We start from the raw sequence: 20021 nt of genomic DNA on the forward strand, positions 1-20021 counted from the left end.
AAAAACAGCAGGTCAGCGCGCTGAGCGAACTGGCCGCAGGAGTTGCGGGCGGCCTGGCGACGGGCGATACTGGCGGAGCAGTCACGGCCGGCCAGGCGGGTAAGAATGCGGTGGAGAATAATGCGCTGAGTGATATTGCGCAGGCACAGTCTGAAGGCAAGACGCTGGAGCAGAAGGCGGGTGAGTACGTTGAAGCCGAAAACGATCGCTATAAAAAGGCAAACTGTGGCGGAATGAGCGCCGAAGCCTGCTCGGTGAAGATGTACGAAGAGCGGCGTGAGGCGTTGAAAGATATGGTGTCAACGGGTGCAGATTTTGTGCCGGTTGTTGGCACGATAAAAGGCGCAGCGGAGGCACAGTCAGCACTGGATTATCTCAACGTGGCCGCTTCTCTTATACCGGGAGAGCGTGTTGCAGCGGGTGTGCTGAAAGCGGCAGAGAAAGCGCTGGCTAAAGGGGATGTGGCTGAAGCGTCGAAGCTGATTAATAAGGCCAGTGATCAAATATCAGGATATTTACCGGCACCAGGCCATACTTCTTTACCTGGCTCAGGAGTTGGAGCGAATGCTGCATTTTCAGTTAGTAATGCCCAATTGGGTAAAAAGCTTGGGAAACATGTTGAAGATTTTGGCGGTAAGGCATCAAATGCGGCAGATAGAAAGCGTGTGCTAGATATTATAAATGATATAGGTTCTAATCCAGATAAAGTTATTGCTGGTAAATTTGCAGGTCAAGGTGTGGGAGGAGGAGCCAGTCGTGGAGATGTGTTTTTCAGAATAAAGGGAAATGACGTTGTAGTTACCAAGCCTGATGGTAGTTTTGTTACTGTTCTTAAAGACGGAATTAATAATACTTCTGTTAAAAATGCACTAAAGGGAGAACCACAATGATTACTCCTTTAGGAAAATATCAAGAGTGGACTTGCTGTGTTATTGGAGAGAAACTCTCAGTAGTACGAGGCTTGATCTATATTCTTGATAAGCCTGAGATTGAACATCCTCAGCAGTTGCAGCTTGTTTTTTCCAATAATGAAAAATCCGTTAACTTTAAGTGTGGGAAGGATGGTTCAAGTCTTGAACTGACATACATTCCTCTCCAAGAAAATGATCTTGGAGAGTATGGTAAAGAAGTGATAATAGATATATCACACCGTCCACTTTTTGTTCATCTCCTTGAGAAAATTCTCATAGAGGTAAATTTGGTTTTTTCATCGATGGAAAATAATTATATAGGAGTAAAGTTGGTTTTTGAGGGCTGCTTAAGTTTAATGATAGTTAATATTGGTGATGAAATAAATATTTTAGATTCTTTCCCAATATCTTATGAGAAAGATGAAGGTATTAAATACTATAAGTTATAAATAATAAAATCTAATCCCGGCCATCGCGCCGGGATTTTTTACCTGTAGTTCAGTCAGCTACTCAATCTTGCCTGCGGTTTACTGATCACCTCAATCAGCTCCGTCACCTGCCGCTGCTTACGGGCAGACAGCTGACAGTCCTTACGCAGCGTCTGCATGATCTCCGGTTCTGGCGGTGATGCCGGGTCGCATACCGTCAGCCTCAGCACCGGCGGGCCGGTGGGTAAGGACCTGCTGACCAACATGGCCGGCGGCATGCTGTCGTGTGCCAACAACGGCGGCCATGCAGAGGGCACGACAAAGGCCGGGGTCAGTGAAGGAACTCTGACAGTCCGTGATACTGATAAACAGCAGCAGGACATCACACAGCTGAACCGGGATACGGATAACGCCAACGCCGGCAGCATCAGCCCGATATTTGACAGGGAGAAGGAGCAGAACCGGCTCAAACAGGCGCAGCTGACAGGTGAAATCGGCGGTCAGGCGATGGATATCGCACGGACGCAGGGGCAGATAGTTGCCATCAAAGCGGCCAGCGAGAAGATGAAAAACGTCACATTTCCTGCTTATGTGGGGGAGCCTACTTTTAATCCTTCGGGTACAGGTGGTGCTGCACAACCGTGGTCGACTAAAGATCGTATAAAATATATAGAACTTTCAACGCAAGGTAAAATTCGCTTTGTCCCTGACAGCAATTATTCGCCCAGTAATCCATTACCACGGGGGCCTAATAAAGGCTACCTTGATAAATTTGGTAATGAATGGGTGAAGGACCCCTCGCGTACCGCTGGGCAGGCTTTTGAATGGGATGTACAACTGTCACCAAAGGGCAAAGCTCAACTTGATTGGGCAACAAGAGATGGTTCGCATCTAAATATATCTCTTGATGGGCTAATAAAACATGAATAACCAAGGTGATTTTTTATGGAAAATAAGATTGGTTTTTATCAGGAAGTGGAAATATCTCCTAGCTGCAAAGAAAAAAATAAGAAATACGCAGGTAAAAAGGGCGGTGTTATGGGACTAAGTGAAGAGGACGGGATACTTTATGGATACTCAATAAAGCTTTATGATGAGGAATATCTTTTGTCTTTTGATAAAAATGAAGTTATCCCAATGGGTAAACAGCTAACACAAGACGATTTTTATTAAGTTTCAGGTAAAACGAATCCCAGCCCTTATCGGCTGGGATTTTTACTTTAACAGTCAGTTACCACCGTGCTTCTTCGGCTTCGCCATCACCTGAATCACGTCCATCAGTCCCCGCTGCTTACGCGCCGAGAGCTTAGGGCAGCGCTGGCCTGTATCACTTCCGGCTCCGTTGGCGGTACTTCCGCCGTCAGCACCAGACAACCGTTCATCACCCGCCCATCAGCCGGCGTGCCGGTGACAATATTATTTGGCTGCGATCTTTAAGAGTCTGCTTACAGTCTGGCCGTCCCTGACGGGCTGAAGGTGTCTTTACCGGCCGTTAATTATTCTCCGCCTCTTCCCCTTCCTCACCCTCTTTCTCTTCTCCACCGCCCGAAATCAAATCAGACAGCTTCATCTCCCCCAGTTCATCCATTTTTTTCCTGGCGTCTTCCAGGGGCTGCGCCGCATTCAGTTCTGCCACTTTAGCATCGGCCAGGTCCGTCGCCTGCTTTCTGGTTTCATCCCACTGGGTTTGTGCCGACTCTACCAGACTGTTTGTGCGTTTATCCGCTTCTTCTTTAATATTTTCTTTGGTCGCATCGTCACAGGCGGTAATTAACGTCATCATTGCCGTTAAGGCCAGAATGCTAAATTTATTCATCATATTAACCCTTATTAAACCTTTATCATATGTTGCTCAGGACGGGGCAAAAACAGTTATTGCATGTGCCTTAATGGTAAACCGGGCGGGCGTCTGCCCAATCAGTTCGCCGTCGGCGTTAATATCATGGGGGCGGCGCGTGCTCAGCGTCATGGCGGTGGTGGACAGGGTGCGCACCTTACGCCAGCGACCGTGCGTTCCTCGCCGGAGTGCGGGCAGCAGGGCTATCATTTCCCACCAGTGCGCCACCTCCAGGCTGTACACGTCCAGTCGGCCGTCATCAGGGGCGGCGCTCTGTTCCACCGTCATTCCCCCGCCGTAAAAGCGCCCGTTGCCAACGGAAACCTGCACGGTTTTTACTTTCTCTACGATGCCGTCATGCTCCAGCGTGGCGCTGAACGGACGGCTCTGCTTCAGCAGCCGGAAGGCCGCCAGTGCATAGCCAAATGTCCCCCAGCGTTTTTTGGACTCGGCCGTTAAATGGTGTGCCAGCGTGGCGGAAAAACCGATGCTGGAAACGTTAAAAAACAGGTGGCCGTTGACCTCACCCAGATCGACGGGGCGCTGGTGCCCGGTGGCAATCACCCTGACGGCCTGACTCAGGTTATTCGCAATACCGAGCGTGCGGGCAAAATCATTGGCGGTGCCCAGCGGCAGTACGCCCAGCGGCAGCCCGCTGTGCATCAGGCCTCTCGCGGCGGCATTCAGGCTGCCGTCACCGCCGCCGACAATAACCAGATCGATGCGGTCGGCATAGTCGAGAATAATTTCGCTACTGTCACGGCGATCGCCGGGCCCGGGCTCAATCACCTGAATGCCTCCGGCGGCCAGCAGGGATAATGCCTGCTGTTTATTCGCTTTCCCGTTACGGGCGTTTTCATTAATCAGTAATAATCCGATCGGCTTTTCCTGATTATTTTCATTGTGATTGCTCATCATTATTTTCTCAGGTGGTAAAGCACAATTTGTGGAGAGTTGATGAAATCACACTCAATTACGATGCGGCAAGCCGCATTTATTAAGTTTACATTTATACATAAATAATGACGCCACAGGCTGTCTTGCGGCTGAAATAAATACAATCACTGTCGTTTGTTTGCGCTGTAATAAAAGTGTCATCTTTTCTTTTTCTTGCCGCTTTTTATTTAGCGGTCCGTTTTTGCTTTTCTGACCCGGCAATCAACAACAGTTATGACGGCGGTCGGGTGATAACTTTTTCTTATGACGATAAGGGGGGGGGTGCCGCATCAGCTCAGGTTTTTCGCCGCCTGCGGCAGTTTCGCTCGTTTTTTAGCGTTTTCCCGGGTCATAAGTTTTTTGTTGTACCACCGAAAGCCGGTGATATAGTCGCAGAGGAACAACATCATCCCTCTGATTACCCTAACAATACTAAACAACATCAGGGCCAGAACATTACGCACAAGGAATTAGTCATGACAGCTTTTCACTCTCTTGAGTCGTTTCTCACCTCCGTTCAGCAGCGCGATCCTCACCAGCCGGAATATCTGCAGGCCGTGCGCGAGGTGTTCACGTCACTGTGGCCGTTCCTGGAACGACACCCGCAGTATCAGGAGCAAAGCCTGCTGGAGCGTCTGGTCGAGCCGGAACGTGTGATCCAGTTCCGCGTTGCCTGGACGGACGATCGCGGTCAGGTGCAGGTGAACCGGGCATGGCGCGTGCAGTTCAGCTCCTCCATTGGCCCCTATAAAGGCGGGATGCGCTTCCATCCGTCGGTAAACCTGTCGATTCTGAAATTCCTCGGCTTTGAGCAGACGTTTAAAAATGCTCTCACCACCCTGCCGATGGGCGGCGGTAAAGGCGGGTCGGACTTTAATCCGAAAGGGAAAAGCCATGCGGAAGTGATGCGCTTCTGCCAGGCGCTGATGACGGAACTGTACCGCCACCTGGGCCCGGATACCGATGTGCCTGCGGGGGATATCGGCGTGGGGGGCCGTGAAGTGGCCTTTATGGCCGGGATGATGAAGAAGCTGTCGAATAATACCGCCTGCGTGTTTACCGGCAAAGGCCTGTCATTCGGCGGCAGCCTGATCCGTCCGGAAGCCACCGGCTACGGTCTGGTCTACTTCACCGATGCGATGCTGAAGCGTCACGGGCTGGGCTTTGAAGGCAGTACCGTTGCGGTTTCCGGTGCCGGTAACGTGGCGCAGTACGCCATTGAAAAAGCGATGGCGCTGGGCGCGCGCGTGCTGACGGCTTCTGATTCACGCGGAACGGTGGTAGACGAAGCCGGGTTTACCCCGGAAAAGCTGGCGCTGCTGGCGGAGATCAAAAACGTGCGTTACGGCAGCGTGGAAGATTATGCGCGTGAACGTGGTCTGGTTTACCTTGCCGGGCAGCAGCCGTGGAGCGTGCCGGTCGATATCGCCTTACCGTGCGCGACGCAGAATGAGCTTGATCTGCCGGCGGCACGTCAGCTGATTGCTAACGGCGTGAAAGCCGTGGCGGAAGGGGCCAATATGCCGACCACTATCCCGGCGACCGATGCGTTCCTTGAGGCGGGTGTACTCTTTGCGCCGGGCAAAGCGGCAAATGCCGGTGGCGTAGCCACTTCTGGCCTGGAGATGGCGCAGAATGCGGCACGTCTGAGCTGGAAAGCGGAGAAGGTCGATATTCGTCTGCAACACATCATGCTGGATATTCATCACGCCTGCGTGGAGCACGGCGGAGAAGGCAGGCAGACCCACTACGTCCACGGCGCGAATATTGCCGGGTTCGTTAAAGTGGCGGATGCAATGCTGGCTCAGGGCGTGCTGTAACGTCGGATCGTGAATGTTTTACCGGGTGGCCCTTGCTGATCGGGGCCGCCCGGCAGTGCCCGGTACCGGCACGGGGCAACCAGAAAAAGGGCCGCCCCTACGACGCCGTAACGACATTTTGTTGCTCACGTCGCTGTTTCACCCGCCAGAACCACGCCAGCAGGATAAACCACAGCGGCATCGCGCACAGCGCGGTCAGCGTATCCGGGTCAAAGACCATTACCACCAGTGAGAACAGAAAAAACAATAGCGTCAGCCAGCTCATCACAATCCCGGCGGGCATTTTAAACGTCGAGCGCTCGTGCAGTGCCGGGCTGCGCCTGCGGTACACCAGATACGCCACCAGAATCATTCCCCAGGTATAAATCACCAGAATCGCTGCCAGTGTAGACACCACGGTAAACAGCGTCATCACGTTGGGCACCAGGAACAGCAACAACGTACCGCTTAACATACAAAAGCAGGAAAACATCAGGCTGCGGACCGGGATCCGCGTGGTGCGCGACAGAATACGAAACTGCCAGTGGGCGTGCTGTTCCAGCGACAGGCCATACAGCATGCGGGTGCTGGAGTAGACCCCGCTGTTGGCGGAGGACATCGCCGAGGTCAGCGCCACAAAGTTGATCACGGCGGCGGCGGCGGGCAGCCCGGCTTTGGCAAACAGCGTGACAAACGGGCTGGTGTCCGGCGAGATGTGCGGCCAGGACGTCACGGCGATGATCACCACCATCGACAGCACGTAAAAGATAATGATGCGCAGCGGGATCGCCCTGATCGCGCGGGGCAATACCTTCTCCGGCGAGCGGGTTTCTGCACTCATGGTGCCCAGCAGTTCAATGCCGGTGTAGGAGAAAATCGCGATCTGGAACCCGGCGAAGAAGCCGACGATGCCGTGTGGCATAAACACCGCCGCGTCGGTGAGGTTGTCCAGCGAAGCGGTCACGCCATCCGGTGACGTCCAGCCGCGGGCGATCATCCAGAAGCCGGTGACGATCAGCGCAATAATGGCAATAACTTTAATAATCGCAAACCAGAACTCGGCTTCGCCAAACATCTTCACCGACAGCAGGTTAAACAGGCACAGCAGCCCCAGCGTCAACAGCGCCGGGATCCACGGCGACAGCGTCGGCAGCCAGTACTGCATGTAGCCACCGCAGACCACCACATCGGCAATACAGGTCACCACCCAGCTCAGCCAGTATGACCAGCCGAGGAAGAAGCTGGCTTTCGGGCCAAGGTAGTCGGAAACAAAATCCGCAAACGAACGGTAATCCAGACGGCTCAGCAACAGCTCGCCCATTGCCCGCATCACCATATACATAAAGAAGCCGACCACAATATAGGTGATCAGAATGGAGGTACCGGACACCGCAATGGTTTTTCCCGCCCCCATAAACAGCCCGGTGCCGATAGCGCCGCCCAGCGAAATCAGCTGAATATGGCGCGAACTGAGTCCGCGATGCAGGTGCTGCGGCGCATCCTTTGGGTCAGACATGGCATCCTCTCATTCAGTTCTTATTAGCCGATACAACCCTCACTGAAACGGGTGGCAATCAGGGCAATACGTCGGGGGGACAGGTACGTGGCGTTCATGCTGGCGCTGCGCTGTAACAAAGTCAACACAGGTGTATAGACAAATTATTCACTTTTTGATCACATTCAACTTTCTGAAAAACAGGGTAAAATATTTTTATATGCAGTTAAATTGCATATAGAATGCATAAAAAAGCGTTTCCTACAGGTTAATCAAAAGTTAACTATTTATTCATTTTTTGCCGACAGACGCGTGCGAAAAAAAGATCGGCAGGCTGGCGTTACGATCGATTTCCGTTATGGGCTTTTCGCCGCGATCAGCAACCTGACCGATTTTCACGCCCCCGGCGCTGGCCCTGGCGCCAGCCCCTCGGGTACAATCGATGCTGCTAAAAATGCGCTATGGAGCGGCACCCTGAATGCAACATTCTCTGATCCTGCAACAACTGAGCGACCTCGTCGGCTCAGACCATCTGATCGCTGACGGTGAACGTAAGGCCTATTACTGCAAAGGTTTTCGCGTGGGTCACGGCGACGCACTGGCGGTGGTGCTGCCGGTAACGCTGCTGCAGCTGTGGCGGGTGCTCAGAGTCTGTCAGCAAAACGATGCCATTATCCTGATGCAGGCGTCCAATACCGGGGTGACCGGTGGCTCGACACCGCACGGTGATGACTATGACCGTCCGGTGGTGATTGTCAGCACACGCAATATTAAAGGCGTTCAGGTCATCGACAATGCGCAGCAGGTGATTGCCTTCCCCGGCAGTACCCTGACGGAGCTGGAAGAGAGCCTGAAGCCGTGGCAGAAAGAGCCGCATTCCGTCATCGGCTCCTCCTGCATTGGCGCGTCGGTGGTGGGGGGGATCTGCAATAACTCCGGCGGCTCGCTGCTGCAGCGCGGCCCGGCGTTTACCGAAAAGTCGCTGTTCGCGCAAATTGACGATCGCGGCCAGCTGCATCTGATCAACCACCTCGGTATTGATCTGGGCCAGACCCCGGAAGAGATGATCGCCCGGCTGGAGGCCGGAGACTACACCACCGGCACCGCGCCGGACTGGGAAGGGAAAATCTGGGCCGACGACTACGCGGCGGTGATCAAAGATGTCGATGCCACCACGCCCACGCGCTTCAACGGCAACCCGCAGTATCTGCACGACAGTGCGGGCTGTGCCGGCAAGGTGATCGTCTTTGCCGTACGTCTGGCCACTTTCGACGCCACGCCGCAGGAGGACACCTTCTACATCGGCACCAATGATGAGCAGGTACTGCTCGACCTGCGTCGCTATCTGATCGAACGGCTCGATACGCTGCCAATCCAGGCGGAATACATTCACCGCAACGCGTTTCGCCTGACCCTGCGCTATGCCCGTCATATGTTTTTGTCGATCAAACGGCTTGGGCCGGCGGCGCTGCCGGGGCTGATGCGCAAAAAGGCGCTGTGGGATGCGCGGGTGAAAAAGCTCAGGATCCTGCCGGCCAACACTATCGACCGGCTGATCCAGTGGGGTAACCGCATCACGCCGTCAACCGTTGCCCCGCGCCTGCTCTCTTATCATCGCCGCTACGAGCATCATCTGATGATCAAACTGGCCCGGCCGGAGGTGGCGCAGATGAGTCGCCTGCTCACCACGTTCTTTGCCTCACGCAACGGCGACTGGTTCCATTGTACGGATGCGGAGCAAAAGGATGCGTTTCTGGTCCGCTTTGGCGTGGGTGCCTGTACGGTGTTCTACTGCGATCGTGCCGGTATCAGCACCGATGAACGACTGATCGCCTTTGACATTGCGCTGCGTCGTAACGACGACCAGTGGTTGATCCGCCTGCCATCAGCGCTGCAGGATCAGGTACTGGAAGCGTCCTGCTGTGGTCACTTCTTCTGTCTGGTGAACCATCAGGACTATATTCTGAAACCGGGCGTTGATGGCGCGCAGTTCAAAGCGGCGGTGCTGGACTATCTTGACCAGCGCGGAGCAAAGTATCCGGCAGAACATAATATCGGCCATCTGTATCACGCTTCCGATGCTCATCAGCATCACTTCCGTCAGCTTGACCCGACCAACGCCTGTAATCCGGGCATTGGCAAAACCAGTAAGAAGAAGCACTGGGCATGACGGTGCCTGTCGGGCCTGGGATAAACATTTACTAAATAAGCAGGTAAACAGGAGGGCGGAGGCTGGATTAGCCGGATAAATTCAATACAATCACTGGCGACCTGACAGGCACAGGTTGGGAAAATGAATAGCGGTGTTATCCGGAGCGGTTTGCATGAAAAAGTGGTTGCTGATGCTGGTGGTTTCGCTCGTTGCCTTTCAGGCAGCGGCGGCAGCACATAATGACGATCCCCAGGGAACCAGTCTGGCGTTTTACAACTGGTATCTTACGGCGCTGAATAAAGAAGAGAGCCCGATTGATGAACACGATCCGTTACTTAACGAGTACGTGACGCAGCGTCTGCTGCAGAAGATCAATCTGCTGATCAAAAGCCCGGATGGCATGGATGATGACTATTTTCTGCAGGACCAGGACTACAGTGACGGCTGGGTGAATAACGTCAGCGTCAGTCGCTTTACGTTAAACGGCAACCGGGCAACGGGAGATGTCACCCTGGGACGTGACCCCGGTGACCAGCAGCATCTGCTGGTCACGTTGCTTCACGAAGGTGATGGCTGGAAGATTGACGACGTTGAGCAGGAAACCACCGCCCCTTAATCAGCCTCAGTGAAAACGGGCAAACTGCTGGCGGATGGTCTCCAGTAGCTCATAGCGGCGGCGATACTCCGCGCGCTTTTTACTGGGGATCTCATCCATACTCTTCTGACTGAATACCAGCGGCAGCTGCCACAGCGCCGGGGAAATCTGTTCCGCATTAAGGGACTGCCAGAATTCGTCATAGCTCGCCAGAAACACATCCTTCTTTTTAAAGCGATAGCGCAGGCTGCGGTAGGTGTGGCCCTGGTCACTCACCGCCCTGATCGCACTGATCCCGGTGGCCCGAGCCAGCAGGGAGACCCCCTCCAGCAGCACGCGTTTAGGAAACAGCCCGAAGCAGGACTTTGTCGCGGAGCGGATCAGCTCGTGCGGCGTCGAGCTGCTCGCACCCTGGATCCCACCGATCACCAGCACCGGCAGTCCCTGTTGATCCGCCACGGCAAAAGTCAGGATAGCCAGCACTGTGCCGTCGCAGCGCAGCAGCATGTTCACTTCGCCTTCACGCTCACAGCGTCCATTACAGGTCAGGGTGATCTGAAACTGTTCACCCTCTTTGCCGGTGAAGCTGGCCAGCTCCGTGGGCTGGGCCGACAACATGGCGTTGCGCAGGCCCGGATGAGTGAGCTGCTGCAAAAAATCATAATGCTGACTGAGCACCGCTCCCCGCTGTCTGGCGGTCAGTCCCAGGTACAGGTAAGGTCGGTGGATCTTACCCGGCAGCATCGGTTGCAGATCCAGCGCCTGGCGCATCGTCGGCCGGATGGCGATCTGCTGCATGTGCTGTGCGCTTGCCACAGGCCAGGCCAGCGAGCGCGCAAGGAATTTGGCACGCCAGGACGATTTTGCCCAGAGCGCACCCGGCCTGATGCCGCCGTTCAGCAGCGCCAGAAAAAGCGAAAGTCCGCTTGCCTGACGGGGGATAACCAACGTGTCTGACATGATGTTTTACCTGTCCCTGTGGAATTGACTGCATTGAAGCACGTGCAAAATAAATGGCGCATCAATGCCCGTGAAACCCATCCCTCTGTCAGTACGGTGGTTAAGCTGGCGTTTAATTTTGCGCCAGGCACGCTGTAGTGGCATCAACGGCTAACGTCGGCGTAAGATGAGTCGCTTACGCTGGTCCACGTTAATTAACAAGGAATAACGACTGATGAAACTGTTCTATACCCCGGGTGCCTGCTCCCTCTCCCCGCATATTGTTCTGGAAGAGGTCGGAGCGACCTTTACGCTGGAAAAAGTTGACCTGAAAAGCAAAAAAACCGAAACCGGTGCCGACTTTGTCACCATCAACAGTAAAGGTTACATTCCTGCCCTGGTGCTGGACGACGGCAGCCTGCTGACCGAAGGTACGGTCATTGCGCAGTACGTGGCCGATCTGAAGCCAGAAGCGGGTCTGATCCCCGCAGCAGGCAGCGTGGAGCGTTATAAGGTGCTGGAGTGGCTGAGCTTTATTTCCACTGAGCTGCATAAACCGATGGGTGCGCTGTTTAACCCGGCGCAAACCGCAGACTGGAAGCAGGCGACGGTGGCCGGGCTGAACAAACGCCTTGACTGGCTCTCTTCCGCGCTGGCCGGAAAAACCTGGCTGCAGGGCGAACAGTTTACGGTGGCCGATGCCTATCTGTTCACCGTGCTGGGGTGGAGCCGGGTAGTCGGCTTTTCCCTCGACGGCTGGCCCGATATTCAGGCTTACGCCGGTCGCGTGGCGGCGCGTCCTGCCGTACAGCGTGCGATGAAGGCCGAAGGCCTGATCTAAGCGGTGTGGATCGCGTCAGGGAAAGATCGTAAGCTGGCTGCCTGACGTGATATCGCAGGGGATGACATTGAACGGTGTACCTGAGCAGTTCAGTGATGAGGAGGATCGTGCCCGCTTCCGCCACCTTGCGGGGCGGCAGGGCGTTGAGCTCTATCGTGCCCATATCACCCGCTATGCATTTGCCCCCCACACTCATGAAGCGTTCGGCATCGGCACTATCGATCGCGGTGCCGAACGCTTTCGTTATCGTGGCGTCCAGCACCTGGCACCGGTCGGTTCGCTGGTACTGATGAACCCGGATGAACTGCACACCGGGGAGTCCGCCACCGAGGGCGGCTGGCAGTACCGCATGATCTATCTTGAACCACAGCGGCTGGCGGCCCTGACAGGCGAACCGGACTGGTGGTTTGAACAGGCGGTTTGCCACGATCCCTTACGTGCCCGTCAGCTCGCTCACCTGCTTGGCAGCCTGTGGCAGACTGACGATCCCCTTGCCCTGGATGGATTACTGCTCACGCTGTGCGACCTGCTGCGTCCCCATGCCCGCATTGCGCGTCCGCTAGCGGCGGAGGCGCGGCATCGCTTTGATAGCGTGCGCGACTATCTGCGCGCTAATCTCAGTCAGCGGATTACGCTCGACGAGCTGGCGGCGCTGGTCTCTCTCAGTCCTTTTCACTTTCAGCGGCAGTTTAAAGCCCACTATCACGTCACCCCACATCAGATGCTGATGGCATTTCGCCTGTATCAGGCCAGCCAGCTACTCCGTGCCGGGCTGTCGGCAGCTGACGTCGCGGCGGCGGTGGGGCTGACCGATCAGGCACATCTGACCCGCAGCTTCGCCGCCCGCTATGGCATTACCCCTGGCCGCTATCAGCAGCAGGTGCGGGCCGCCGTCCGCTGACCGCAATTTGCTACAATCCCCCGGTCTTACTTTCCCCCATAATGGGGTTTTCTTGCCGTCCGGAGTGGACAATGCTCACTGGAATTTTCTTTGCTCTCAGCGCGGGACTGATGTGGGGCCTGATTTTCGTCGGGCCGCTACTGGTGCCGGATTATCCCGGCACCCTGCAATCTATGGGCCGTTACCTGGCGTTTGGGCTGATTGCCCTGCCGCTGGCCTGGCAGGACCGCCATCGTCTGGCGGCACTGACCCGCCGCGACTGGCAGGAAGTGATCAAGCTGACACTGGTGGGCAACCTGCTTTATTACGCCTGCCTGGCTACGGCTATCCAGCGTACTGGCGCGCCGGTGTCGACGATGATCATCGGCACACTGCCGGTAGTGATCGCCGTCAGTGCCAATCTGTTTTATGGCCGGGATGAGGGGCAGTTACGCTGGGGAAAGTTATTCCCGGCCCTGGTACTGATGATTGCGGGTCTTGTGTGTGTCAATGTGGCGGAACTGACCGGCACCGGGCGTCCGCCAGACCTGTGGCGCTACCTCAGCGGGATGGTACTGGCCTTTACCGCGGTAGCGTGCTGGACGTGGTACCCGCTGCGTAATGCCCGCTGGCTGCGGAAAAATGCGATCCGTCCGGCTACCTGGGCCACCGCGCAGGGCCTGGCCACGCTGCCGCTGGCGCTGCTCGGGTATCTGCTGGTCATGGGGCAGTTGCACCTGACCCAGGCCGGATTTCCACTGCCGTTCGGTCCGCGCCCCGGGGTCTTTATCGCGCTGATGCTGGCTATTGCACTGCTCTGCTCCTGGCTGGGCACGCTGTGCTGGAATGAAGCCAGCCAGCGTTTACCGACGGTGCTGGTGGGGCCGCTGATTGTTTTCGAGATCCTGGCCGGTCTGGCGTATACCTTCTTATTACGTCAGGCATGGCCGCCGGTGCTGACGCTGTGCGGCATTCTGTGCCTGATAGTGGGAGTGGTGAGTGCCATGCGTATCAAGCCAGAGCCGGTAGTAAAGTCCTTGAAAACAGGCGAATAAATTAACTTCATCCCGGCGATAAAAGCCCTGTTATTGCTGGGACCTTAACGCAATCCACTGTGGCCCGGTTTTGCGTATTTTCATCGCTACAATGTGATCTCCATCACTGTTTAGTGCCCTGCAACGGCATTTCAATCGTTAGCTGGCTGTTGCGCCCTCTGCCACATGCAGCGATTGTTCGGCTATAAGAATAATCGCTAATCAACAAATCCTTTTTTTTGTACAGTGTATCCGGCCTACTGAATGGCAAAATCTTCATTTTTGAGACGACTTTCTCTATCAGAGACCATCCTTAACTCGAATTATCTGATGATAAAATCACCCGAATCCGACCGGTGGCGGTAAGCGACAGATTAGCTAATGATAAGCGGTGACCTCTTTTGGGAAGGGTTGAGGCAGGGAAGAGGGATAAAATGATTAGTGCTGGTAAACTTTAAATTCTTGATCATCACCCGTGCTCAGGCGTTATCTGCCCGGCAAGCCAGGTAAATCAGTGTAAAGAGGTGTCACCGGACATCCGGAATCCATCAGAAAAAAGTGAGATTAATGAACCATAAAAAAAAAGAGAAGCGTGAAGAGGGCTAACGGTTTTTTGGCAGAAGACGAAATAATTATCAGAAACTTCAGGTTTACTTTAGGCGCGTTTATCTTTGCCTGCAAAGATAAACGCGCATTGAAAGCCTTGATGCTATTGAGGTTTTAGCTGGTGCCTGACTAAGTTACAGCCAAATACTGGCGCGGGGTTACAAATAACTCATTAGTAAACGTCCGCATCAAAAAGTCGATCTGTACTTTTCAATAAGCGTAAAGAATATTTTATTTTGGTCCTGTTAAAGCATCATAATACACATCGACTGCCTGATTACTGATTTTCAAGATTGTAAGGATAATGGTAAACACTGCGGCTGATATCCAGCAGACGGCAGCTGCGGCGCGTACCAATGTCATAGGTATCCTGTAAGAAATTAACGGCTTGCCGTTTGTCATTGGTTGTAAAGAAATTCTTCAGCACGCTTTGCAGCATCTCCTTGTCGGATGAAAGGGACAGAATCTCTCTTTCCATGCTGTGAACCTTCTCCTCCAACTCTTTGATTTTCCTTCCTTCTTCTGATGACAGTCCGGCATATTTCTTTTTCCAGCTGTAGAATGTGGCTTCGGAAATGCCAAGTTCTTCACAAATCTCTTTAACCTTGATGCCGTTTTCAGAAGCTTTAATGGCACTGGTGATTTGCTCTTCGGTATATCGTGACTTTCTCATGAATGCTATTACCTTTCTTAACAATAATGGGATGAGAATAACTGCATTAATCAATGGATCTGTTTTGCGTAAATATTAGCGCAGCGATTAAAAGTACGCGATTGGAATGGCAGGCTTTAAGTTAAGGGATTATGAAGAAATAACATCATGGGATTTCTCCTATTTTATTTCAAAAGGGTTTTGATAGCTTTCGATATTGGTTTTTTTGATATAGATTCGTCTCATGCCAGTTCAAGGCCACGGCGTAATTAGGAAAACTCCAACGTGCAGGGAAAAAAATGTGTGCTAACTTTAATCCCGGCCAAAGGGATTGAGAAAGCGAACACTGGAAAATTAAGACCACACAAAACCATAATCGAAGAGGCGGCCGCCTGCTTCGGTTAGAAAACAGTCTTTTAAAAATAAAAGGCACAATAAGGCCATTAAATAAAAACTTTTTCGTTTTGCGTTCTCGCCAGCGTTCCACTGTGCGTTATTGAATCAGTTGTGGACACGGATGTGTTGGTTTGCCGTTTGAGTGAGTTGGAAACACAAAGGATGCTTCGATGAAATACAGTGTGATGTCAAACGCGGCGTGGATGATGTCCGAAAAAATTGTGTCAGTATTTGGTGTGATTTTTGTCACATCTTACGTGGCTAAATCGTTCGGTCCCGTTATATTTGGCCAGATAGCATTTTCTGCCTCACTATTTTCAATTATTCAGACTATTGCCATTTTTGGCACGGAAACGATTCTATTTAAAAGCATCAGTAAAAGCACACCGAAAGGAATGCGACTGATGGCCGTGGCAAAGTCGCTACGACTGACCTTATTACTGGTGCTTTCGCTGCCAGTATTGCTGTACGTCTGGCTAACGATGCGTGAGAATTTTATTGTCTTTGCCGTGGCTTCATTTTTATCGGCCCTGTTTGTGACCCAGGATGTTTTTAGCGTTTACAATAACGCCCGCCTGGAATCACGTATGAATACGGTGGCGAATGCCATCGGCATGATACTGAGCTTTATGATCAGTTTTACCGTTGCCTGGTACAAACTGAGCCCGCTGTGGTTATCACTGTCGATTGTTGCGGTCACGCTGGTGCCCTATCTGATTAAGCGCAGTCGCTTCTATCAGACCCACAGCATCAGCCTGCCGCCCCGGCATAAACGTAAGAATTATCTGCGTTATTTGTTGTATGCAGGCCTGCCGCTGGCCATCTCCAGCGTGTTTATCGCCGTCCAGGTAAAGACCGCGCAGTTCTTTCTTCTGGGGGTGAGTTCGGCCCATGACCTGGGGTTGTTTACCGCAGCCAACACCATTTCTGCTTCATGGATTTTTATTCCAGTGGCAATTATTACATCCTGTTTTTCTGAGATTTTCAGAGAACGCGCGGATGTGGCAGTTAAACTGGCTTCACGACTGAATGGTTACGTTATGGCAGTTTCACTTTTGATGCTCTCCGTTGTCACGCTGTTTGGTGACAGGATCATTAACAGCCTGTATGGGCAAGATTACACACAAGCAGGAAACCTCATTACGTTATTGTCGTTAGCAACCTGTTTTTCGGCAATGGGAACCGTAGCGTATCGCTACATGGTTAAAGAGGGTGGCTTCAATTATTTACTGGTGAAAGTGATTCTGCTGGTAGTGATTGGCCTGGCGACATCGTACTTCTTTATCCACACCTGGGGATTAACAGGCGCAGCCTGGAGCGTGTTTATCACCGAACTCCTGTCCCTGACGATAATGAATTATTTCTTTAAGAATGGCATCATTCTTAAAATACAGCTTTCCTCACTCAACTACAAAACCTACAGATGAGGTCAATCATGTTGAAGCTCAAAGCAGAATTGAGAAAGGGTTTTGTTTACCTGTTCAAGAAAATGCCTTGGTCTTACCAGGATAAAGTTTATTACTTTCAGAAATTCAAAAGAATACCGAATATTCGCGAACCCCGACTGTTCAATGAGAAAGTTCTGTATCGTAAATATGTGACGGGAGACCACGTGCGCTATGCCAATTTATCGGACAAATTACTGGTCCGGGATTATATTGCCCATACCATTGGCGAGTCATATCTGATCCCGCTGGTTCACCAGACTGACGATCCGATAACGCTGCTGAGTCTGCCGAGCCTGAAAAATACGGTGATTAAACCCAATCATGGCTCAGGGATGGTCGAGATCGTGCTGGAGGAGCCTGACTGCATCCAGAAGCAGTTGCTGATTAAGCGCTGTGACGAGTGGCTGCACAAGGATTTCTCACACCATGCGCGCGAGATCCACTATCGCTACATCAAACCCCGCATTCTGGTTGAGCAGTACGTCGGTGACGGTAAGTTTGCCGCCGTTGACTACAAATTTCATATGTTCAACAAGAAAGACGGTAACTTCGAATACGTGCTGCAGGTGATTTATAACCGGGTGGGGAACGCTGCGCTGTCGATGAACTTCTACGTCAACAACCTGAAGCAGACGTTCTATAAAATTCGTGACACCGGATTCGATACCAGCGCCGAGCTGGAGACGCTGGAGCATGCACTGGAGCTCAGTAAACAGCTGGCCGCAGATTTTGATTATGTGCGGGTGGACTGGTACATCCATGAAGGCCATATCTACTTCGGTGAGCTGACCTTCACGCCGGGCGCGGGCATGGTCACCGGACTGGAAAACGGTCTGAATCAGATCATGGGTGATATGTGGCTGCAGGATCGCCAGACGTCAGCGCTGCCTGAGGTCAAAGCCTCCAGCGATGTCCCGATGCCGGCGGTGCTAAAAAAGATCTAAACAGTGGCAGGTCATCGCCTGCCCGGTGAGCCGGGTCAGCTCCCCGGGCAGATGTCGCTTACGGCATTGGCCAGTCGGCAGGCGTCCGGCTCATCACCTCAACGAACACATCTTTGGTGATATGCCAGAAGTTATGCAGATTTTCCATACTCAGCGTAATGCCCAGCAGTCCGGTGACAAACCAGCACGACATGCCAATACCGATGCCGGTAAAAGCAAAGGCCATCACGTTACGGCTGGCTTTACGACAGCGTACGTTAAAGGTGCTGGCAAAAAACATCATCACTGCGCTGAGCAGCTCCCATCTCATAAGAATAACGCTGGTGGTAATAGTCGCCATGCTGAAAACTCCGGGGGGTCTGTCCTGACAAACGAAATGCAACATCACCCGCAGCGGAACCGGAGCTGCCAGGCGTGCTCCTTTCCGGTCTGACGAACAGGTCATTAAAGTGTGATGTCGATCACATTATATCACCCGATTTTAAAAACTGAACAAAATTTAAACCTGGTATGGTAGATATTTTTTACCGCTAGCCTGACTATTCTGTTAAGTCAAATTTATTGGTTTAAGATGAATCCGACGCTATTTAACATTGTGCGTTGTCTTGATGATCTGTAGGATTTTTTCGCTAATGCTACTCATAACCCGGCTGTGCCTTTTCTCCCAGTGCTTTTTCCTGGGCCGGACAGCTGTTGGTCTAAAACAAGAATTATAAATATTTCTAATATAATTACCGATCTGCGAACTGCAGAAATCACCAAGGGGGAGTATATGTCTTTTCATGGTCACTCCTGGCTTCGCCACCTTTCACCGCTTGTGAACATCGGATGAACACCCACAATCAGCGGCCGTCTCAGACGGCACGTGTGCTGCCGACGATGGGCCAGTCGTTCCGGCGTATTCACCTGACGGTGATGCTGGTGTTTCTGCTGTGCAGCGGTCTTTCCCTGTCGGCGCTCTCCATGTACGTATTGCGCAGCTACGCGGAAAATAATATTCAGCTTATTGCCACCAGCGTCAGCTACAGCGCCCATACCGCAGTATTAAAAGGGGATGCCGAAACAGCAAAAAGCCTGTTGAGTGATATCGGCAGCCATTCCGATTTTTCCGCTGCACGCATCTACGATGCTCATCAGAAACTGCTGGTGAGCTGGCAGATGCCGGGTGCCAATGTACATCGGGGCCTCAGCGCCGCCGTTGCCCAGTGGCTGTTTCCGAAACCGGTCAGCGCACCCATTATTCATCATCATAAGGAAATTGGCCGGGTCTGGATCCATGGCGATGCCACGCGCGTGCTGCACTATCTCTGGCAGGCGATGCAGTGGCTGGGGGGCAGTTTGCTGATCACCGCGCTCCTGGCGTTCTGGCTTTCTCACCGCATGCACGCCAGCATTTTACAGGGGCTGAAAAATATCGCCTCGGTGACCCATGACGTGCGCAAACGCCGGGCCTTCTCGCTGCGCGTCCCGTCGGCATCGATTGCCGAGCTGGACAAACTGAGCGGGGATTTCAATGCCCTGTTGGACGAACTGGACCAGTGGCAGCGTCATCTGACGCGTGAGAACAGCTCCCTCGTTCACCAGGCCTTACACGACGGACTCACCGGGCTGCCGAACCGTAAAGCGTTCGATCGCCGGCTTCAGGCGCTGCTGCTGGACCCCCTCCGCCGCCAGCAGGTGGCGGTGCTGTTTATCGACGGCAACCGCTTTAAGCAGGTAAATGATCGTCATGGTCATGCTGCCGGCGATCATGTGCTCACCGTGACCGCGCAGCGCCTGCAGGCGCGGCTGGGCAAAGAGGATATGGTTGCACGTCTGGGAGGGGATGAGTTTGCGGTGCTGCTGACCAGAGCCGGAGATGAGGAAGAGGTCGCCCAGGTGGCCCGCCGCATCATCCGCGCGATGCAGCCGCCGGTGCAACTGCCTGATGGCACCCGGGTGGTTCAGTCGTTAAGCGTGGGGGCGGCGATGGCCAGACATCACCCGGTCGGCGAGGTGCTGATTGCTCAGGCAGATGCGGCGATGTATCACATCAAAGCGCTGGGCGGTGGCTGGTATCTGTCGCCGCTGCACTGGGGGCAGGAACCGCTGGCGATGCCACCGCAGAGGCTGATGGCATCGCGTTAAG

At 53.3% G+C, this 20021-nt stretch carries 19 protein-coding genes and 1 pseudogene; 13 read left to right on the forward strand and 7 right to left on the reverse strand.

Features of this window, described 5'->3' with window-relative positions; genetic code table 11:
* The 4 genes and pseudogenes from IFU29_RS22675 to IFU29_RS20310 form a co-directional block, all read left to right on the forward strand.
* On the forward strand, positions 1-890 hold an 890-nt coding region (locus IFU29_RS22675), incomplete at its 5' end, for a VENN motif pre-toxin domain-containing protein (protein WP_191935510.1).
* Positions 887-1360 (forward strand): hypothetical protein, encoded by a 474-nt coding sequence (locus IFU29_RS20295; protein ID WP_191935511.1) that lies wholly within the window; start codon positions 887-889, stop codon positions 1358-1360. The genes IFU29_RS22675 and IFU29_RS20295, both read left to right, overlap by 4 nt.
* Positions 1361-1558: 198 nt before the next feature.
* Positions 1559-2269, forward strand: a pseudogene (locus IFU29_RS22730) (polymorphic toxin type 17 domain-containing protein); the annotation flags it as partial.
* A gap of 15 nt (positions 2270-2284) precedes the next feature.
* Positions 2285-2512, forward strand: a complete 228-nt coding sequence (locus IFU29_RS20310) for an Imm31 family immunity protein (RefSeq protein WP_191935512.1) — start codon at positions 2285-2287, stop codon at positions 2510-2512.
* A 54-nt stretch (positions 2513-2566) separates the two neighbouring features.
* Here IFU29_RS20310 and IFU29_RS20315 read toward each other — a convergent pair whose 3' ends face one another.
* The 3 genes from IFU29_RS20315 to IFU29_RS20325 all read right to left on the reverse strand — a co-directional run bounded on the left by IFU29_RS20315 (position 2567) and on the right by IFU29_RS20325 (position 4094).
* The gene (locus tag IFU29_RS20315) at positions 2567-2713 is read right to left on the reverse strand and encodes a hypothetical protein (RefSeq protein WP_191935513.1); all 147 of its coding nucleotides are present in this window, start codon (positions 2711-2713) and stop codon (positions 2567-2569) included.
* Positions 2714-2831: 118 nt separating this feature from the next.
* On the reverse strand, positions 2832-3158 hold the full coding sequence (locus IFU29_RS20320; RefSeq protein ID WP_137269831.1) for a hypothetical protein: 327 nt from the start codon (positions 3156-3158) through the stop codon (positions 2832-2834).
* Between the two features lie 33 nt (positions 3159-3191).
* Positions 3192-4094 (reverse strand): lipid kinase, encoded by a 903-nt coding sequence (locus IFU29_RS20325; protein WP_423244852.1) that lies wholly within the window; start codon positions 4092-4094, stop codon positions 3192-3194.
* A 494-nt stretch (positions 4095-4588) separates the two neighbouring features.
* Here IFU29_RS20325 and gdhA point away from each other — a divergent pair, with 494 nt between their 5' ends.
* Positions 4589-5932: an NADP-specific glutamate dehydrogenase gene (gene gdhA, locus IFU29_RS20330; protein ID WP_191935514.1), complete on the forward strand. Its 1344-nt coding sequence runs from the start codon at positions 4589-4591 to the stop codon at positions 5930-5932.
* 97 nt (positions 5933-6029) lie between these two features.
* Here the strand turns inward: gdhA and IFU29_RS20335 are convergent, their stop codons facing one another.
* Entirely contained in the window at positions 6030-7427 is a 1398-nt protein-coding gene (locus IFU29_RS20335) for an amino acid permease (protein ID WP_137269829.1), read from the reverse strand.
* Positions 7428-7884: 457 nt separating this feature from the next.
* Here IFU29_RS20335 and dld point away from each other — a divergent pair, with 457 nt between their 5' ends.
* Together dld and IFU29_RS20345 are read left to right on the forward strand one after the other, a co-directional pair.
* Positions 7885-9576: a D-lactate dehydrogenase gene (dld, locus tag IFU29_RS20340; RefSeq protein WP_191935515.1), complete on the forward strand. Its 1692-nt coding sequence runs from the start codon at positions 7885-7887 to the stop codon at positions 9574-9576.
* A gap of 154 nt (positions 9577-9730) precedes the next feature.
* A complete protein-coding gene (locus tag IFU29_RS20345; protein WP_137269827.1) occupies positions 9731-10174 on the forward strand; it encodes a DUF3828 domain-containing protein in 444 nt (147 codons plus the stop codon).
* Positions 10175-10180: 6 nt separating this feature from the next.
* Here IFU29_RS20345 and IFU29_RS20350 read toward each other — a convergent pair whose 3' ends face one another.
* Positions 10181-11113 carry a VirK/YbjX family protein gene (locus tag IFU29_RS20350; protein ID WP_191935516.1) on the reverse strand — a complete coding sequence of 311 codons (933 nt, stop codon included), beginning with the start codon at positions 11111-11113 and terminating at the stop codon, positions 10181-10183.
* 214 nt (positions 11114-11327) lie between these two features.
* Between IFU29_RS20350 and gstA the strand changes: the two genes are divergently transcribed.
* The 3 genes from gstA (at position 11328) to IFU29_RS20365 (ending at position 13868) form a co-directional block, all read left to right on the forward strand.
* On the forward strand, positions 11328-11933 hold the full coding sequence (gstA, locus tag IFU29_RS20355) for a glutathione transferase GstA (protein WP_191935517.1): 606 nt from the start codon (positions 11328-11330) through the stop codon (positions 11931-11933).
* A 67-nt stretch (positions 11934-12000) separates the two neighbouring features.
* Positions 12001-12834, forward strand: coding sequence for an AraC family transcriptional regulator (locus IFU29_RS20360; RefSeq protein WP_191935518.1), 834 nt, complete (start codon positions 12001-12003; stop codon positions 12832-12834).
* 71 nt (positions 12835-12905) lie between these two features.
* Positions 12906-13868 carry a DMT family transporter gene (locus IFU29_RS20365; protein ID WP_191935519.1) on the forward strand — a complete coding sequence of 321 codons (963 nt, stop codon included), beginning with the start codon at positions 12906-12908 and terminating at the stop codon, positions 13866-13868.
* Positions 13869-14730: 862 nt separating this feature from the next.
* On the opposite strand, the gene IFU29_RS20370 is transcribed toward IFU29_RS20365, so the two are convergent.
* Entirely contained in the window at positions 14731-15126 is a 396-nt protein-coding gene (locus tag IFU29_RS20370) for a transposase (protein WP_191935520.1), read from the reverse strand.
* A 545-nt stretch (positions 15127-15671) separates the two neighbouring features.
* Here IFU29_RS20370 and IFU29_RS20375 point away from each other — a divergent pair.
* On the forward strand, positions 15672-16928 hold the full coding sequence (locus IFU29_RS20375; RefSeq protein WP_191935521.1) for a polysaccharide biosynthesis protein: 1257 nt from the start codon (positions 15672-15674) through the stop codon (positions 16926-16928).
* Between the two features lie 8 nt (positions 16929-16936).
* On the forward strand, positions 16937-17893 hold the full coding sequence (locus IFU29_RS20380) for an ATP-grasp fold amidoligase family protein (RefSeq protein ID WP_191935522.1): 957 nt from the start codon (positions 16937-16939) through the stop codon (positions 17891-17893).
* Between the two features lie 58 nt (positions 17894-17951).
* On the opposite strand, the gene IFU29_RS20385 is transcribed toward IFU29_RS20380, so the two are convergent.
* Positions 17952-18233 carry a YjcB family protein gene (locus IFU29_RS20385; protein ID WP_191935523.1) on the reverse strand — a complete coding sequence of 94 codons (282 nt, stop codon included), beginning with the start codon at positions 18231-18233 and terminating at the stop codon, positions 17952-17954.
* A gap of 488 nt (positions 18234-18721) precedes the next feature.
* Between IFU29_RS20385 and IFU29_RS20390 the strand changes: the two genes are divergently transcribed.
* The gene (locus tag IFU29_RS20390; protein ID WP_191935524.1) at positions 18722-20020 is read left to right on the forward strand and encodes a diguanylate cyclase domain-containing protein; all 1299 of its coding nucleotides are present in this window, start codon (positions 18722-18724) and stop codon (positions 20018-20020) included.
* The last annotated feature ends 1 nt before the right edge of the window (position 20021 follow it).

This window comes from Erwinia persicina, from assembly GCF_014838825.1.
In the GTDB taxonomy this organism is placed as follows: domain Bacteria; phylum Pseudomonadota; class Gammaproteobacteria; order Enterobacterales; family Enterobacteriaceae; genus Erwinia; species Erwinia persicina_A.

Excerpts from the sequence above, each read along its gene's own strand:
- IFU29_RS20295 (WP_191935511.1), top strand. The coding sequence starts at position 887 with ATGATTACTCCTTTAGGAAAATATCAAGAGTGGACTTGCTGTGTTATT.
- IFU29_RS20310 (WP_191935512.1), top strand. The coding sequence starts at position 2,285 with ATGGAAAATAAGATTGGTTTTTATCAGGAAGTGGAAATATCTCCTAGC.
- IFU29_RS20320 (WP_137269831.1), bottom strand. The coding sequence starts at position 3,158 with ATGATGAATAAATTTAGCATTCTGGCCTTAACGGCAATGATGACGTTA.
- IFU29_RS20325 (WP_423244852.1), bottom strand. The coding sequence starts at position 4,094 with ATGATGAGCAATCACAATGAAAATAATCAGGAAAAGCCGATCGGATTA.
- gdhA (WP_191935514.1), top strand. The coding sequence starts at position 4,589 with ATGACAGCTTTTCACTCTCTTGAGTCGTTTCTCACCTCCGTTCAGCAG.
- IFU29_RS20335 (WP_137269829.1), bottom strand. The coding sequence starts at position 7,427 with ATGTCTGACCCAAAGGATGCGCCGCAGCACCTGCATCGCGGACTCAGT.
- dld (WP_191935515.1), top strand. The coding sequence starts at position 7,885 with ATGCAACATTCTCTGATCCTGCAACAACTGAGCGACCTCGTCGGCTCA.
- IFU29_RS20345 (WP_137269827.1), top strand. The coding sequence starts at position 9,731 with ATGAAAAAGTGGTTGCTGATGCTGGTGGTTTCGCTCGTTGCCTTTCAG.
- IFU29_RS20350 (WP_191935516.1), bottom strand. The coding sequence starts at position 11,113 with ATGTCAGACACGTTGGTTATCCCCCGTCAGGCAAGCGGACTTTCGCTT.
- gstA (WP_191935517.1), top strand. The coding sequence starts at position 11,328 with ATGAAACTGTTCTATACCCCGGGTGCCTGCTCCCTCTCCCCGCATATT.
- IFU29_RS20365 (WP_191935519.1), top strand. The coding sequence starts at position 12,906 with ATGCTCACTGGAATTTTCTTTGCTCTCAGCGCGGGACTGATGTGGGGC.
- IFU29_RS20370 (WP_191935520.1), bottom strand. The coding sequence starts at position 15,126 with ATGAGAAAGTCACGATATACCGAAGAGCAAATCACCAGTGCCATTAAA.
- IFU29_RS20375 (WP_191935521.1), top strand. The coding sequence starts at position 15,672 with ATGAAATACAGTGTGATGTCAAACGCGGCGTGGATGATGTCCGAAAAA.
- IFU29_RS20380 (WP_191935522.1), top strand. The coding sequence starts at position 16,937 with ATGTTGAAGCTCAAAGCAGAATTGAGAAAGGGTTTTGTTTACCTGTTC.
- IFU29_RS20385 (WP_191935523.1), bottom strand. The coding sequence starts at position 18,233 with ATGGCGACTATTACCACCAGCGTTATTCTTATGAGATGGGAGCTGCTC.
- IFU29_RS20390 (WP_191935524.1), top strand. The coding sequence starts at position 18,722 with ATGAACACCCACAATCAGCGGCCGTCTCAGACGGCACGTGTGCTGCCG.